The organism is Faecalispora anaeroviscerum (genome assembly GCF_947568225.1).
Taxonomy (GTDB): Bacteria; Bacillota; Clostridia; order Oscillospirales; family Acutalibacteraceae; genus Faecalispora; species Faecalispora anaeroviscerum.
In genome coordinates this window covers 85,618-102,295 of record NZ_CANOOQ010000001.1, presented here as the reverse complement: position 1 = coordinate 102,295, position 16,678 = coordinate 85,618, and the positions used below count along the sequence as shown (strand labels likewise).

The following is a 16,678-nucleotide window of genomic DNA, read 5'->3' as shown; positions in this document are numbered from 1 at the left end:
TCTTTTGGAATAGTGCGACGCTTTACTCGACCTTTCTTGCCCCGTTTTCATCCACCTTGTAGCCGTCAATGGTGGTACTTCGGGCAAGGAACCCATCAGCGTAGAAGTAATACCACTTGCCGTCGATTTCCAGCCATTTACCGGCTATCATCACGGCGTCGGCGCCGAAATAATAGCGGTGACCGCCGATGTCTTTCCAGTCGCGTGCCGCGCTTCCATCCGCTGTCAGGTAAAACCACTCACCTTGGCTGTTTTGCCGCCAACCGTTGGCATAGGCGCCGCCGCTGCTGTCAAAGCAATAAATCTTACCGTTGATGGTCTGCCAACCAATGAGGGCTTTGCCGTCTTTGAAATACATCCACTGGCCGGAATCATTCTTAGCCCAGCCCTGCGCGGTTGCAGGGTCGATGGTCAGCTTGATATACCGGGTCAGCATGGCGGCAACTTCCGCGCGGGTGGCGCCCGCTTTGGGACTAAATTTGTTGTTGTTTTCACCCAGCATGATACCGGCCTGCTGCATGGCTGTTACCGCGTCCTTGTAGGCGTTGCCGATGCTGCTGCTGTCCGCAAAGGTCACGGCCACACGGGTAACTGGCAGGGTGTAACCTGTCGCCTTGGCGTAATTTTGCAGAATCACTGCGATTTCCTCGCGGGTTACGGCGCGGTCGGGGGCGAACTGGCCGCCTCCGATGCCCTGAACAATCCCTTTCTGATACGCCCACTCAATGTAAGGCTGGAAGGCGCTTCCCGCTTTCACGTCCGTAAAGCTGTTGGCGGTATAGAGCTTGGCGTCCACACCGGCCAGTCTGCCCAGGGCTGTCACCAGCATCCCGCGCGTCATGGCGATATCTGGGGAGAAGATGGTGTCTGAGGTCCCTGAAAGCAGCCCCCTCCCTACCACATAGTCGATGGCGTCTTTGGCCCAATGGCCGGAGATGTCCGTGAATTTTGCGCTTGGCGCGGTATAGCCCACGCCGTAAATGGAAAGGTGACCGGTGTTGAAAATCAGACAGCCGCTGTTCGCGTCATAGGAGGAACCGTCAATGCGGGTGGCATTGCCGCTTCCGTCCACATACACCCCATACAGATAACCCGCCGATTCGCCCTGCGCCGGAGTATAGGGGATGGAAACCGTCGCGGTGCCGCCGCTGAGGTTCGTCATGGTGAAGGCGCTGCCGTTTGCGGTGTAGCTCACCGTGATGTTGTAGACCGGCCTTGTGCCGATCATGGTTTTGGCGCTACCCAAAATATCCTTTTTCGTAGCAGCGGTAATGGTGACATTGCCGCTGCTTTGCGACTGGATTGTACGAAGTGCCTTCTGATCAAAGCTCACGTTGACGGGTAGGCAGTTGATTTCTAGGCTGGTTACGCTCGCGTCAACAAGAGCTTTCAGCGCGGTTTGCGAAAGGGTCGCGGAAAGCGTAGAGGTTCCCTGTGGCGCGGTGATGTTCAGTGCCACGGAGATACCGTCCGCGGTTTTGCCCTGTGCTTTCGCCTCAGACTGCGCTTTGGCGATGGCGTCGGTGATAACCTTATCCGGGATGGCCGCGCCGACTGTATCTTTCGTGCCTACTGCTGTTATAGACACAGAAGCCGTTACCGGCTGGTCGGGTCTTTTTTCCGGTGCTTTCGTTACGGGAGTTACGGGTGAGTCACTGTCGGAGCTTCCGCCGGAAGAAGAATCGCCGCCTGTGCTGCCGAGATAAGGCGTCAGGGAACCGGTCCTGACACTGTAGTTGGTGGTATCATCCGGTGTAAACGTCCAGTTATAGGCTGTACCATGCGTGACAGCCGTCGTATCGGGGAGATCCCAGTTCAAGGTGCCGGAAATCGGCGAACCGTCATAAGGGTTTGTAAAGCTGCCAGTGAGAACCGCATGGAACAGGGTTTTGCCCGGTATGGAAATCTGTGTGATTGCCGGGGTTCCCTGCGGTGCCGCCTTGTTTACGGTAATAGCCGCCGTGCCAGTCACAATTTCATAAACGCCTGTGTCGCTAGGCGTAAACGTCCAGCTCTGGGCTGGAGCGCCTACAGCCGGTTTGCTGCTCGGGTCATTCCATACGATGCTGCCGGAAACCGGGGTCGAGCCATTGTCCTCTAAGGCGGTAGCATTGGTGGTCAGCGTTGAAAGCGGCTGGCCATAGCTGAGAGAGCCGCTGACGGACGGTGTGACTACCGGAACCTTTTTGTTCACGAAGCTTACCGTAACGGTAAGCACAGCATCTTCATAATTCCGCATTTCCACTTCGACAGTAACATTCTCCGTAGTGACGCTGTCGGAGCTTAAGATATCAAAGTTCATGTGGCCGAAAGCGTTTACAGAAACGTGTTGGACCAGCGTGTTTGAGCTAGTGACGCTATAGCTGGTCGTGCCGCGGTCAGCGGGCAACAGCGCCGCCAGATCGATCGTATTGCCGGTGCTGGCCGTTCCCCTGTAAATGCTGATTGTCTGCGGTGAAAGCGTAGGCGCGGGAGCCTTATTCACGGTGATTTGCACGGCTCTGGTGGTTTCCGTGATAGCCTCGTAGTTCGCCGCGGTAGCCGCGCTGGGCGTAAAGGTCACGCTGTAGCCGCTGTTCCCTACGGTGAGAACCGTATTGCCATCTGTCCACGCGAAGCTACCGTAGGCGGTGGAACCGCCTGTCAGCGCGGAATCCGACAGTGTGTCGCCGTACGTGACAGTCGCTGCCGCAGGCCAAACGAGGTTAGGCGCGGGAGCCTTATTCACGGTGATTTCCATAGTTTTGGTAGTTTCCGTGATGGCCTCATAATTCTCCGTGGTAGCCGCGTTGGGTGTAAAGGTCACGCTGTAACCGCTGTTTTCTACAGTGGGGATAGTGTTGCCGTTTGTCCACGCGAAGCTGCCGTAGACGGTGGAACCGCCTGTCAGCGCAGAATCCGACAGCTTAGCGCCGTATGTGACAGCCGCTGACGCAGGCCAAACGAGGCTAGGCGCGGGGGCCTTGTTCACGGTGATTTCCACGGCTTTGATGGTTTCCGTAATAGCCTCGTAGTTCGCAGTGGTAGCCGCGCTGGGCGTAAAGGTCACGCCGTAGCCGCTGTTTTCTACTGTGGGAACCGTGTCGCCGTTTGTCCACTCGAAACTGCCGTAGGCGGTGGAGCCGCCTGTCAGCACGGAATCCGACAGCGTATCGCCGTAGGTAATGCTTGCTGCCACAGGCCACGATAGGGCGGGTGCGGGAGCCTTATTCACGGTGATTTCCACAGTTTTGCTGGTTTCCGTGATGGCCTCATAATTCGCCGCGGTAGCCGCGTTGGGTGTAAAGGTCACGCTGTAGCTGCCGTTCCCTACAGGAGGAACTGTATCGCCGTCTGTCCACGCGAAGCTGCCGTAGGCGGCAGAGCCGCCTGTCAGCGCGGAATCCGACAGCGTGTTGCCGAAGGTAATGCTTGCTGCCACAGGCCATACGAGGGTGGGCGCGGGGGCCTTGTTAATTATATATGTCACAGATTCGGTGCCGCTAAAGTTACCCTTGCCGGAGATTGTCAGACTGACAATTCCTGTCTGCGTACCTGCACTGGTGCCTTCGCCGTCTATACTGGTGATAGATACCTCATAATCCTCATCCTTCACCAGCGTCGCACCATCAAATTTAACGACCGGAGTAATCAGGCTGCCGGTGTAGGTGTAGGAGGCACCAGTACCTATATCAGCATATTGGATATCCCGCATGGTCAGATACAGGCCGCTGTCGCCGGACTGTACGCCACCTACATTTTTCAGAATGGGCAACTTGCCGTCCTGTATTGTCCAGAAGGCGGAATCCCAGCCGGAGGTACCCCAAATGCCCGCATCTATCCAGAAAGAGGCAGTATTAATCTGTGAAACGGTGATATCCGCACCATCAAGGCCGCTTGCGGTTTTATCACTGCCGCCGCCCGTAATCCCGGAAAAGGCATAGTTACCGGATAGAGTTTTTAAATTTTGCCCAACCACGCATCCGATGTTAATACTGCCGCTGACGTTTGGATTCAGGGCGATGCAGCTAGTTACCCCTCCGCTGTTTTTCCCCACCACACCACCAACGATGCCGTTACCACTGACAGCGCCAGTAGAATAGCAGTTGGTTATACAACCGCTTTCAATATAACCCACCACACCACCAACGATGCTGTTACCGTTGACAGCGCCGGTAGAATAACAGTTGGTTACACAATCGCTATTTCCCACCACACCACCAACGTAGTAGTTACCATTGACAGCGCCAGTGGAATAGCAGTTGTTCATATTGCCCCTGCTATTACTACCAGAAATGCTGCCAACAAAGTTGTTGCCGGTAACCGTTCCGGTGACGTAGCAATTGGTTACGCTTGTATCAACCATATGGCCTGCCACGCCGCCGACTAAGTCTTTTCCAGTAATCTCAGCACCCGTAACGCTAAGATTTTTCACCGTACTGCCGTCCATATAGCCGAACAGCCCCGCTATACTCAAGTTGTTATTATTGATATAAAGTCCGGTTATTGTATGTCCGTTACCGTCAAACGTGCCATGAAAATAGTAATTTTTCATCCCAATCGGCACCCAGCCTTTGCCGGCGTTAAAGCCGGTGTTGGATGCATTGTAACCGGAGAGGTCGATGTCTGCGGTGAGCTTGTAACATTTACCGTAGAAGTAGTTTATATCTCTTGCATTGACCAGCTCCGCCAGCTTTGCAAGCTGCGCGGCGGTGGAGATTTTGTAAGCCTGCGCCTCGCTGGAGCCGTCCCCGCCGCCGAAATAGCTGCCGCTGATGTAATAGGGAATGACAGCGTCCTGCGTGCCTTCCGCAAAGCCCGCGAGAATCGGCAGCTTCCCGTCGGCATAGATCCATGCGGAATCATTGCCGAACAAGTTTTGGAAGAAACTCGCTCCGGCGATTGCGGCGGCGTCCTTATCCGCTCCGTTCAGACTGGCCGCATCATCGCTGGAGACCGTGCTGCCGTTCACTGTCATACCGGAAAATGCGCAGTTGCCCGATAGAGTGCCAGAGTTTAGCAGCCCTACCACACGCCCCACATTGCTGCCGCAGTTGACGCTTGGGTTTAGAGCGGCACAATTGGTTAAGCTACTGGATGCGATAGCGCATCCAGATATGCCGCCGACAGACAGATTGCCGTTGACCGTACCTGTAGAATAGCAGTTTTGTAAACTGCTCATGCTAACATCGCCCGCCACACCGCCGACAGTTTCGCTACCAGTGACCGTACCGGTGGCATAGCAATATTGCACCGTACTGCCGCCATACACAAAACCCACCACACCGCCGACAGTTTTGCTGCCAGTGACCGTACCGGTGGCATAGCAGTTGGTTACGCTGCCATTATACACAAAGCCTGATACGCCACCGATATTGCTGTCGCCAGTGATGCTTGCACCCATCACGCCAAGTTTTTGCACCGTGCCGTTCTTTACGTATCCGAACAGTCCCACATTATACAAGGCGCTGTTGTTGATAAATAGTCCTGTTATTGTTTTTTCGTTGCCGTCAAACGAACCTACAAAAGCATGATTGTAATTTGTTCCAATCGGTATCCAGCCCTTACCGCCGTTAAAGCCGGTGTTGGAGGCATTGTAAACGGAAAGGTCGATATCTGCCGTAAGCTTATAGTATTTGGCATTGTAATTTGTATCGCCCGCATTCACCAGCTCCGCGAGCTTAGCAAGCTGTGCGGCGGTACTGATTTGATAGGGGTTTTCCGGCGTGCCCTTTCCTAAAAAAATGGGGTCGCTGCCACCCATGATATAGTCGGGTATCTCTGCCGCTTTGCCTATACCCGGTAGCTTTCCATTCTCAACCGTCCAGCCGTTTTCTTCAGTGAAGCGCCCGCCCAGCGAGCCGTCCGCTTTGATGGCCGCTGCGTCCATATCCGCGCCGTCTATGCCGCCCGCATCACTTATAATTGATTTTGGAGCGCTGTTTTCCGTGACTGTCATGCCGGAAAATGCCGCGTTACCTGAGAGAGTACCATAATCAGCATACGCTACGCGTCCGACAAAACTGCGACCGCTGACGCTGAGATTTAATGCGACGCAATCTTGCATCTTGCTATCCATTTCTAAATCGCCCACCACGCCGCTGACATCATTATTGCCGCTGACCGTACATGTCGAGTAACAGTTGGTTATGCTGCCGTTGTAAACAGAGCCAGCCACGCCGCCAAAATATCCGCTTCCTCCTCCGATGACCTCGCCTGAAGCATAGCAATTGGTTATACTGCTACTGCCATTAAGATGGTTTCTAAACTCGCCAACAACGCCGCCGACAGTTTCGCTACCAGTGACCGTACCGGTGGCATAACAGTATGTTATACTGCCACTATAGGAGCTAAAAGAGCCAACAATGCCGCCGACACACCTGAAACCGGTGATCGTGCCGATGGCATAGCAATTGGTTATGCTGCCGTTGTAAACGAAGCCTGCCACACCGCCAATATAGTTGCTGTCATCTGTGATGTTCACGTCCACCAAGCCAAGGTCTTGTACCGTACTGCCGTCCATATAGCCGAACAGTCCCGTATTATTATATAGGCTGCTGTTGTTGATATACAGTCCGGTTATTGTATTTCCGCCCCCATCAAACATGCCTTTGAAGTGGTGGGATTTTGTCCCGATCGGTATCCAACCCTCGCCGTCGTTCCAGCTTTCTCCATAGTCCGAGAGGTCGATGTCGTTTCCTAATCTCAGGTAAACAGTAGCTTCGCTGTCGTTAAATAAAAAAGTTTCCAGCCGTCCTGCGTTGACCAGAGTGGCAATTTCCGCAAGCTGGGCCGCCGTGGTGATCTCCAGCGCGCTATCGGATGTTCCCGCACCCGCCATTAACCGTAGCCTCTGCTGTACGGCAGGGATGTATACGGTGATCCGGGGCGATTCCACACCGTCGGCTACCGTATTGCCTGAACTGACCTTCGCTGTGAATACATACAGCCCCTTTGCGGGGGAATCCGCATCGTATTTGTGGTCGGCCTCCCATGTGACGGGAATATCCGTGGCTTCTCCCGCGACGGTGCCGCTTACCGTTTCCGGCAGGATGGGTGAAACGGTGTTTTGCCAGCGCAGCTCATCCGCCAGCGCGTCGAACGCTGTGATCTCGCCATAAGACGCCGCTTGCTCTACCGTCACGGTGATCGTGGGCAATGAAACGCCATCCGCCAGAGTAAAGCCCTCCAGCAATGTCGGCGTAAATATGTACTCGTCAGCCGCGTCGCCGTTATATTCCGGTGAGGCTGTCCATGTAACTGAGACAGCCATTGCAACCGGCTCCGAGACGTCCGTCTCGCCGGTATCCTGCTGTTCGTCCTGCTCTGGCTCATCCCCATCAATTAAGGTTAGTGCCGAATCTGTAGTTGTGGAAGTATATACAGAATCCGTAACTGATAAAGTATTTTGTTCGTCCGTTTCTGTTTCTTCCGCTTGCTGAGGTTCTCCGGAATCCTGCACCTGTTCCTCCTGCGGAGTTTCTTCGGCTTCCGCCGCAGAAGAAAGGCGCACCTCCGCCATCAGTGTTTCCGGCAGGCTCAGTTTAGATTCAGACGTACCAAGAGGCACCGTTTGAGCCGTAATCTCCGGTGTTAATTGTGCAAAGGATATTATTTCACCGCTTTCGCTAACAGTGAGACCGCCTGTTTCCGCCATGACTGAAATAGGCGTCAATCCCACAACCATAACAAAAGACAGCATCATGGCCATGCATTTTTGAAGCGTCTTTTTTCCCCTCATATGGGTTCCTCCCTTTCATCCCCCAGTAAACCAGCCTGTTTCAAGTCATCATGCCTTGGCTTTTGACGGCTTGTGTTTATTATGAGTAAGTAGTAAAATAATGATGTAATCCGCCGCTAATAAACTCGGTTAGTAGATGGCTAAATTATATACCTTCTTTATGATAAAATCAATATGGGAGCATATTACAATGGAAACGAAAATAAACAATCGGACAAAGGAACAGGGCGCGGAAACCAAGAAAAGATTATTTGAATGCGCGGAGAAGCTGTTTCAGCAATATGATTATAAAGATGTCAGCGTAGAGGCCATTACAAAAGCAGCTGGGGTAACCAAAGGCACATTTTATGTGCATTTTGATTCCAAAGACGCGCTGTATATCGCTCTTTTCTCAACTTATGTGGAGCATCTGGATCTGGATTATACGGCCTTTCTTGATAGTTTGCCACCTGATCTGCCGGCTGCCGATACCCTTATGGCCTTTATCGGAGAAATCATCGACTTGATGGTGGACAAGGTCGGTTATGACAACCTGAGGACCGTCTATAAGCTGCAGCTCACAAATGCGCTGGATATGCATACTATTACAGGATACGGCCGGGGGATATACAAGCTTTTCAGCGATATACTTGATCGGGGGATACAACGGGGAGAATTCAAAACTTCTCTGCCTCTTGAAATATTGACAAAGCATTTTGTGATGGAAATCAGAGGGCTTACCTATGAATGGTGCATACGCTATCCTGACTTTAACTTAAAGGAGCAGGTTCTGGCGCATTTTAGATTATTGCTGTATGGAATCACGACTAATGAGGGCTGAACTCAGTTGGTCGGTTATTATTTTTAAGGCTTTTGGTGGCCAGGCAGATACGATCTTTTATCCTGAAATTCAACATACAGACAATCGACTTTCGTCAGATAAAACATGTTGCTGCTCGTGCCGCCGTTTTCCCGCCAGCGCTGCTCACTGCGCAGGTAGCCGCTTTTTTCAAGATCTGCAATCGCGCGTTTGACGGTGCTGAGGAGCAGCTTCAGTTCCTTGGCGATGGTACCAATAGCGGGGTAGCATTTGCCGTCCTTATCGCATCGGTCGCGCAGATACATGTATACGGCTACCCCCGGTGCGGAAGCTCGAAGGAATACAGGGATGTAAAGTAACCCACAGCTTCACCTCTTATTCAATCCGAATAGGCACTTTTGAATGAACCACGGGTTCAGGCTGCTGAGTCGGCACATGCTGCATACCTCCCGGTAGCGCACCTGTCCCGGCTTCTTCCGGCGTTTCCTCGCAAGCGGCGTTTCTGCGGATAATTTCCGCTTCCAGCTCATGCCTGTCTGCATATTCCACCTTTCGGGCCGACTGATCCGCAATTTCATACGGTTTGCCTAAGGTGATGACCCATTCGAGGAACAGTTTTAGACGTGTACGCATGGGGTAAGCGCCTGTTTTGGTCACGATAAAGTGGCCTTTAGGCATGGCCTTCAGTTCGTCGGCAGTCATCAATATCTGTTTTCTTTTCTGTTCATAGACTTAGCTCCTTTCATTTTTTTCAATGACACAGGATACCATGAAGAAGATCGAATAGCTCATAGATAGCGGAAAAGGGCATAAAAAAACGGGTGTATCTTCGTCTGAAAACACACCCGTTATTTGTGGGAAAATCCATATATAGTTGTTTACGAGGGTTCAAATCTATTAGCTATGTTAAAAACGGCCTATGTCATCTATAAAATTAAGGCATAAAAAACGAGAGTAAAAATCCCAAAAAGGCGGATGCCATGCGGCTTTGACCGCATGGCATCTATAATCACCTAAAATTTTGGCGGAAGCGGTGGGATTCGAACCCACGAGACCTTGCGGTCTACCTGATTTCGAGTTATTTGAGGGCAAGTTCCGATGAGATTATCAAGGTGACTTTGAGACACCTTGAAATCCAGCAAACCCGCATGAATCAAGGCTTTTCGGGCGAAAACCATGAAGTTGCCACGCTTCGGCTCAACCCCCGAATTTTACGGTTTTCAGAGCAAAGTGTAGAAAAAGCGTAGAAAAACAACCAGCGAAATAACCTTAAGATACTTTAGTTTCCTGGCATTTATAAAAACATAAACCACAGCGAACCCTACCATTGACATTGATTAAAACTGAATAACGCAAAACAGACAGAGCTGATATCTGTCTGCACCATCAATGCATTGGAGGGATGGACATGGCAACTGACTACTCTCACCTTCTGGCTGAATACCCGGAAAAGATATGTCACGACCAATTTTACAGAATTTGCAGAATAAGCAAACGAAAAGCCACATGGCTTTTAGAGAACGGGTATATCCCCTGCGAGGATACAGGGAAAAAGACCCGTAGGTTCAAAATCCGGATAACGGATGTGGTAGAATACCTTACCCGCTTAGAAGATTCTCCGGAGTCCCTGCTGACACCTCCCGGAATTTTTTCAAGCGGAATAAAATATAGACCCAAGCGTCGGGCAGAGGTTCAAATAGATGCGGGTAAATTCATGGAGATGCTAAAGAAAAAGTGGAGCAGCTTTCCGGATGCCCTTACCGTGGGCGATGTCATAAAAATGACGGGCTACAGCCAAACCGCAGTATCACAATGGATATCCAAAGAGAAATTATTCGGAGTGTGGTACTACAACAAATACTTGATACCAAAGGACTGCCTGATAGAATACATGGCAACCAAAGCTCACCGCATCACTCAGAAATCAAAGAAGCATATGGACTTGATACAACAGTACCAAGTTGGACAGACACCGACTGAATGTCGAAAAACCTCATAATCAATTATCCAGTTAAAGAGCCGGAGAATCGGAGTGCAGAATGCGCTTCAATTCCCCGGCTTTTTTTGTTTTTCAGAAGGGAGGAAATCATGTTAGTGCATTACAAGAAAAATAAAAAACCAGCTTGTTATGATTCGGATTCCATCATAACAACAGGCAGAATACCGCCTGACGAGCGGCCCCACGGCCCGTTCAAGAGCTGTGGCAACTGCCCATATCCCTCGCATGGATTTATCTGTTACGGCTCCGAGGGTGACTGCCTAAGAACAGATATGCAGAGGATTCACAGTAGAAATAAGCAGAAAAAGGAGGAACTCACATGAGACATCAGCAAGAATTTCTGAAATTTATAAAAGAACAGTATCCGCCCGGCACCCGCATTCGGTTAACAGAAATGCAAGACCCCTATGCGCCTGTGCCGTCAGGTATGGAGGGAACAATTAACTTTATTGACGATGCAGGCCAGTTCCACATGAAATGGGATAACGGCCGATCCCTCGCTCTCATCCCAGGCGTAGATAAATTTTCGGTTATCCCACAGCCCCTCCAAACGCTAAAGCTGTATATGCCTCTGGCTGTGATGCAGTATGAACGCGATGAATGGGGCTCTTTGGAGGAATACCCCTCGGAACTCGACCAGGGAACGATACTTTCCTATCACGACCGAATCCTTGCCGCCATCCTCAAGGAGCGGATGCCGGAGGAAACGGAACGAGGACTCATGGAATATTATCACGGGGATGACAGCGTAAGTCAGAAAGTGAAGTCCCTCTTTTTCACAGTGGAGCAAGTTGGGAACAAGCTGATGGGTGTGGCTGAATGCCGGGTACAAGGGGATTTGAATGATGCGGAGCTGGAGCAGCTCAAAGATTATGCTTCTGGTCAGGCATCAGATGGTTTCGGTGAGGGCTTCGAGCAGCATCCGATTAAGATTGGCAGCGATGAACTATATGTCAGCCTTTGGACGGCGTCAAGGGACTGGAGCATAACGACAAAGGATGAATTAGAGGCTATGAGCCAGCAAATGGGAGGAATGCATCTTGGATAAACAATCAAGGAATAGGCTTCCCGAACAGTGCCTGTTCATGAATGCGAATGGCGAAATTATGCGCATTGAATATGGGAAGCCAGGATTCAGCCGCTCCGAACTCAACACGGAGAATAGAAAGGCAAACCAGGTAATTGTCAACAGCTACAATGAGAAGCACGGCATTACAGCCGAACAGGTCGATACCATGCATCAAGGGGCGCTGTTTGGCTGGAATGTTCCCCAGCTTTCCCAACAAGAGCATTCCGGCATGGAAGGCGGCCGTATTTTTGAAGTGGAAATTAGCCGCCCCGGTTCATTTGGTGCGGAGACTTCCTCCACTCTCAAGCTCCCTGCTACACCATACCAAATATTGGATGCGCTGGACAAGGCCCGCATCACCGATAAACGTGTCATCTATTCTACGAAAATCATAGGCTGCGAGCTGGACTATCTGCCTCAGTTTATCGGCACGAATGCGAACCTATATGAGCTGAATCATCTGACCGAGCGTTTGTCCTCATTAAACGAATGGGAGCTGGACTGCTTCGAGGGGATGGTCATGATGGATACCATCCGGACCCAATACTCCCCCATCGCAATAGACCGCCTCATCAACATGACCCACAGCATGAAGGACTGCCATGTCGTCTATGAAGCCCATAACGACAGCACCCTCGGTAAATTTTATGCGGATAACGACTTTGTGCCGGAACTCGAAAATGTGCCGGATGAAATTTACGAATGCCTGGACTTCGGTAAAATTGGCAAAGAGATGCGTGAGGGCGAGGGTGGCGTATTCACTCCACATGGCTATGTGGTCCAAAATGGCGAGATTTCGCAGACCTACCATAGCGGTGATGCCGTCCCCTTGGAAAAACCGGATTATACCGTGCTTCTCCGTATCACCAAAGGGTATTTTAACGATCCGCAATATGATAACAATCTGGTTGCTTTCCTGAAGCTCCCCGCGGATGATGAGATGCTCTCTCAAGCCGTTGAAGCGGTGAAAGCAGCATCACCGGAGGAATGTGTATTCTCCGCTGCGGACTGCATGATACCCTCCCTTACTGAAAAAATCGAAGATTCCCTATATGAATCGGAGGGCGACAGATACGGCTTGGTCAATGAATTGGCACAGCAGCTCCGCCACATCAAAGAGGAAAATGGTGTCCTGACCTACAAAGCGATGCTGGAAACAACCCCTGCGGATATTTCGTTAGAGGATGCGCTTGATCTTGCTTTTCTGACGGGGGAATTTGAGATTCTGTCCGAAACTGCTTCTCCCGCCGATTACGCTGAAAAGGAAGTTCAGAGGATGATGTCATTTGAAAGCGACGATGGCTTGGAGCAATTCTGCAACTTGGAAGGATACGGGCGGTATCTCATGGAGAAATACGGCATTGCCGAAACCCCTTATGGACTGCTTGAACAACAAAATGGTCGGACGGTGGAGCAATGCCTTAACCGTCCAAGCCAGAGCCACGGCATGGAAATGAAATAGCAGAATCTTTGTCTGCATTTGGTATAGCTATTTTCATAAATCTGTGGCATGGTGTTGTGCTTGAAGGAGGTGAGCGGAATGGAGCAATGGAAAGACTCCCTGCAAACTGCTCTGGATGATCGGCTCAATGCGGCATTTGCAGAGCTGGCGGAATCCAACGCCGATGTCCGAGATGCTATGAAACAGCAACTGGAGGCATCAATACTGTTAAAGGATCATCCCAAATACGATGATGAGCTGAAACAGATCGCAGACTCATACTTTGAAGCCATGCAGCTTTTATTAGGCGAATACAGTCAGCATATGTACATCCAGGGCGCCAAGGACTGTGTGACAGTTTTAAGGGAGCTTGGCGTAATCAAGTAGCACAGGCAATGATGTCTGTGCTTTTTTAGACCCCCAATATAGAAACAAGGCCGTTTCCCCGACAGGAGGCGGCCCTGTTTTTTTATGCCCTTTTTGCCTTGACTTCCTTTCCGGGGAAACAACCGGAAAGGAGGCAATGATGCTCAAGGAGCAGCTTGCGGAGTATCTGCATCGTTATCATCACGGCGCCGAAAATGCCGTCACAAGCAAAATGATGGAATACGCATTCCACGTTTCAGGTAAGGAACTGCGTGACCTTGTCAATGCCCTGCGCCGTGAGGGTATCCCCATTGCCAGTGATCAAAGCGGCTATTTCTACGCAAAGACCGAGGCTGAAGTGCGCCTGACCATCCGGCACATGAAAAGCCGTATCAGCGGAATCAGCGCCGCCATCACCGGACTCAAGCGTTCCCTCACGGCGTTTGACGATACGCAGATACGCCTGCCGCTGGAGGGAGGTGATGACTCCTGAACAGCTTTATGTCTTGGATCGGTGGCAAGAAATCCCTGCGTGAGCTGATCGTCACCCTTTTTCCCCTCTACTATGAAAGATACATCGAGGTATTCGGCGGGGGCGGCTGGATTCTTTTTCATAAGTTCCCCGGCAATGACTTTGAGGTGTACAACGATTTTAATGGGTTATTGGTCAATCTTTACCGCTGTGTGCGGGATAAGCCAGAGGAACTCATGGACGCACTGCGTTATGTTCTCAATGCCCGTGCAGATTTTGACCATGTCAAAAATACCCTTGCCCGTGACAGCCCTGCCTCGGATGTGCAGAAAGCCGCTTGGTTTTATCAGCTCATCCGCTACAGCTACGCATCGGGGCTGACGAGCTACGGCAGCCAGCCACATGATATTCGGTCCAATTTTCCGCTGATTGAGCAGGCCCACAGGCGGCTTGCCAAAGTGGTCGTTGAAAACAAGGACTTTGAGAAGCTGATTGGGCAGTATGACCGCCCCGTTAGTTTCTTCTACTGTGACCCGCCGTACTTTGAAACAGAGAACTACTACAAAAACGTAGGCGAGGATGGCTTTACAGAAAAAGACCATATCCGCCTGCGGGATGCACTGCTGCGGATTGAGGGCAAATTCCTGCTGTCCTACAATGACTGCGAATTTATCCGGGAGCTATATGATACACCGGGCATTCAAATCGACTCCTATACCCGAATCAACAACATCAAGCAAAGGTATGACAATGGGGCGCAGTTCCCTGAAATCCTCATTGCCAACTACGATATGCGAGAACGGACGAGGGAGGCTCCTTCACAGCTCAACTTATTTGATGACGGAGGGATTGAACTCTGACCGGAAGCAGAAAACAAAATTCGCCCCATATCAAGGGGCAAACATTTTAAGGAGGAACAGACCATGAAAAATCATCAGAAGAAAACCGAGCAGACCCTGCAAATCCCTCTTGTTATTCAGCAGCGGTGCGGGTTTACCGATGCCGAAACCCTTGCAGTGATGGCTGCCGATGGTGTATGCGTTATCCACAAGGGTAAGATGACGGCGCTGGAGCTTATCCGTGTTATCACCGCACTCAGTGAACTGGCAAGCGATATGACGATCCATCTCGCCAAAGCCTGCGGCCTCTGCAATAACTGCGGCGATGAAAATCCTGAAGCTGGTACGGAATGCGGCTGTGGCAACAACCCCGCCGAGTGGGTGGCTAACTGCTCCCTCTGCCATGATCTGCTGGACGAGAGCCAGAGCATCCATATTCCCGACTATCTGCTGGAGGAAGCGGGTATTCCCGAGGGTGCCAAGCTGGAAGCCTATACCGATGGGGACAGCGGTGAAATCACGGTGGTGGAGGCGGACATCCAGCAGGACATCAACGATGTGCCTCCCTGCATTCTTTCAATGCTGGCGCAGAGCGGCATCTGCCTTGCGGCATTGGATGAACTGATTATGCAGGAAAGCATCATCTATGGCAAATAACCCGTATTCGCTCTCCAAAACACCGCTTGGGAGGTGAGAATATGCCGGGGATTTCCCTGAAAAACGGCCTCATTTCTTATTACGGAAACCCGGCCGGTTATACAGAAAAAGAAAATGCAGTTGTGGACAACATCTTTCAGAGCAATGAGCTGTCTGCTTGGCTGAAAAGCCGTTCCCTAACACCGCAGTGGACGGATGGCGTGATGGAGCGGCTTCTTGCCGGGGAACGGCTGGGTGGTATCGAAACTGCTGCTCCGCTGAAAAATGTTCGCATCTGGCAGCTCAAGCCCGACGTGGATATCCACATGAAATTTATTTCCTATGAGGAAATGGTGCGGAAGTTCGGAGAACCGTCTCCCGGAAATTACCGTATCGCCTATGACGGCCAGCTTGATACCAATGATCCAGAAACTATCTACGAGCGGTACAGCATACGGCAGCCTCCCGGCTTTTTAGGGAATCCACTCTCCATGTCAGACATCATTGAGCTATACAACGCTGCCGGAAGCGAGTTCTACTATGCGGACCGTAAGGTATTCCGGCAGATCGAATTTGAATCACCCGAACCCATCCAAACCATGGACATGAGTATGTAGGCAGCCTTGGGCTGTCTTTTCTTATGCCCGCCATCAATAGAACGGAGGAAAACCATATGATTTATGTTATCAAAAAAGTAAAGGCTGCGGTTTCTCATAAGCTGACGGCGGCAAAGGACACCGCCGCCAGACTTGCATTCCGCGGCAGGCGCATTCTCTCAGAGAGTGCCGGGGAGGGCTACATCGACACGGCCATTAAAATCCTGCTGGCCGTTGTCATTGGCGCCCTGCTCCTTGCAGGGCTCTACGCACTGTTTGGCGAAACCGTGCTGCCGACTCTGACTCAGCGTATCAAGGAGATGTTCAACTACGCCGGTTAAGAGTACCGGCAATTTTAAGAAGGAGGAAAAACCATGCCTAAGAATACAACACCGGCTGTCCCCAAGTACGATGTGAAAATCCATTCCATCCGCCCGGAGGGAAGCTGCAAGGCCACCGCCTCGGTTAACATCTACAGTGATTTTGCCGTGCGGGGCATCAAGATCATGGACGGCTCCAAGGGGCTGTTTGTCTCCATGCCCAGCTATAAAGCCGGAAACGGTGAGTACAAGGATATCTGCTTCCCTTGCACCAAAGAAGCCAAAGCAGAATTTGACAAGGCGGTCATCGGTGCCTACCAGCAGGCGCTCACCCAAGGGCAGACCGCCGTACAGAAACAGGAATCTCCCGAACCCCAGCAGGAGCAAAGCCAGCCTGTCATGGGTGGGATGTAGGAGGTAG

Annotated in this window: 12 protein-coding genes and 2 pseudogenes; 11 read left to right on the top strand and 3 right to left on the bottom strand. The window is 51.3% G+C overall.

Translation table 11 applies throughout. From position 1 onward, the window contains the following. Window positions 1-22: 22 nt before the first annotated feature. Complete coding sequence (locus QOS46_RS00465; RefSeq protein WP_283606452.1) at window positions 23-7,720, bottom strand: GLUG motif-containing protein; 7,698 nt, start codon at window positions 7,718-7,720, stop codon at window positions 23-25. Between the two features lie 190 nt (window positions 7,721-7,910). Between QOS46_RS00465 and QOS46_RS00460 the strand changes: the two genes are divergently transcribed. Continuing rightward, window positions 7,911-8,540 carry a TetR/AcrR family transcriptional regulator gene (locus tag QOS46_RS00460; RefSeq protein ID WP_283606450.1) on the top strand — a complete coding sequence of 210 codons (630 nt, stop codon included), beginning with the start codon at window positions 7,911-7,913 and terminating at the stop codon, window positions 8,538-8,540. A gap of 23 nt (window positions 8,541-8,563) precedes the next feature. Here the strand turns inward: QOS46_RS00460 and QOS46_RS00455 are convergent. Together QOS46_RS00455 and QOS46_RS00450 are read right to left on the bottom strand one after the other, a co-directional pair. Beyond that, window positions 8,564-8,883 (bottom strand): annotated as a pseudogene (locus QOS46_RS00455) (helix-turn-helix domain-containing protein). Window positions 8,884-8,894: 11 nt separating this feature from the next. Further along, window positions 8,895-9,224 (bottom strand): annotated as a pseudogene (locus QOS46_RS00450) (type IV secretory system conjugative DNA transfer family protein); the annotation flags it as partial. A gap of 703 nt (window positions 9,225-9,927) precedes the next feature. Between QOS46_RS00450 and QOS46_RS00445 the strand changes: the two are divergent. The 10 genes from QOS46_RS00445 (at window position 9,928) to QOS46_RS00400 (ending at window position 16,671) form a co-directional block, all read left to right on the top strand. After that, on the top strand, window positions 9,928-10,518 hold the full coding sequence (locus tag QOS46_RS00445) for a helix-turn-helix domain-containing protein (RefSeq protein WP_013623327.1): 591 nt from the start codon (window positions 9,928-9,930) through the stop codon (window positions 10,516-10,518). 319 nt (window positions 10,519-10,837) lie between these two features. Further along, window positions 10,838-11,566 carry a DUF4314 domain-containing protein gene (locus tag QOS46_RS00440; RefSeq protein ID WP_013623325.1) on the top strand — a complete coding sequence of 243 codons (729 nt, stop codon included), beginning with the start codon at window positions 10,838-10,840 and terminating at the stop codon, window positions 11,564-11,566. Further along, window positions 11,559-13,049 carry an antirestriction protein ArdA gene (locus QOS46_RS00435; RefSeq protein ID WP_013623324.1) on the top strand — a complete coding sequence of 497 codons (1,491 nt, stop codon included), beginning with the start codon at window positions 11,559-11,561 and terminating at the stop codon, window positions 13,047-13,049. The genes QOS46_RS00440 and QOS46_RS00435 overlap by 8 nt, the downstream gene beginning before the upstream one ends. 78 nt (window positions 13,050-13,127) lie before the next feature. Next, window positions 13,128-13,415, top strand: a complete 288-nt coding sequence (locus QOS46_RS00430; protein ID WP_013623323.1) for a hypothetical protein — start codon at window positions 13,128-13,130, stop codon at window positions 13,413-13,415. Between the two features lie 136 nt (window positions 13,416-13,551). After that, on the top strand, window positions 13,552-13,887 hold the full coding sequence (locus QOS46_RS00425; protein ID WP_330616073.1) for a hypothetical protein: 336 nt from the start codon (window positions 13,552-13,554) through the stop codon (window positions 13,885-13,887). Between the two features lie 8 nt (window positions 13,888-13,895). Continuing rightward, a complete protein-coding gene (locus tag QOS46_RS00420; RefSeq protein ID WP_013623321.1) occupies window positions 13,896-14,726 on the top strand; it encodes a DNA adenine methylase in 831 nt (276 codons plus the stop codon). A 63-nt stretch (window positions 14,727-14,789) separates the two neighbouring features. Further along, window positions 14,790-15,362, top strand: coding sequence for a hypothetical protein (locus QOS46_RS00415; protein WP_013623320.1), 573 nt, complete (start codon window positions 14,790-14,792; stop codon window positions 15,360-15,362). 41 nt (window positions 15,363-15,403) lie between these two features. Continuing rightward, window positions 15,404-15,958: a YodL domain-containing protein gene (locus tag QOS46_RS00410; RefSeq protein WP_013623319.1), complete on the top strand. Its 555-nt coding sequence runs from the start codon at window positions 15,404-15,406 to the stop codon at window positions 15,956-15,958. Between the two features lie 56 nt (window positions 15,959-16,014). After that, entirely contained in the window at window positions 16,015-16,278 is a 264-nt protein-coding gene (locus tag QOS46_RS00405; protein ID WP_013623318.1) for a DUF6133 family protein, read from the top strand. A gap of 33 nt (window positions 16,279-16,311) precedes the next feature. Further along, window positions 16,312-16,671 carry a SpoVG family protein gene (locus QOS46_RS00400; protein WP_013623317.1) on the top strand — a complete coding sequence of 120 codons (360 nt, stop codon included), beginning with the start codon at window positions 16,312-16,314 and terminating at the stop codon, window positions 16,669-16,671. Window positions 16,672-16,678: the final 7 nt, after the last annotated feature.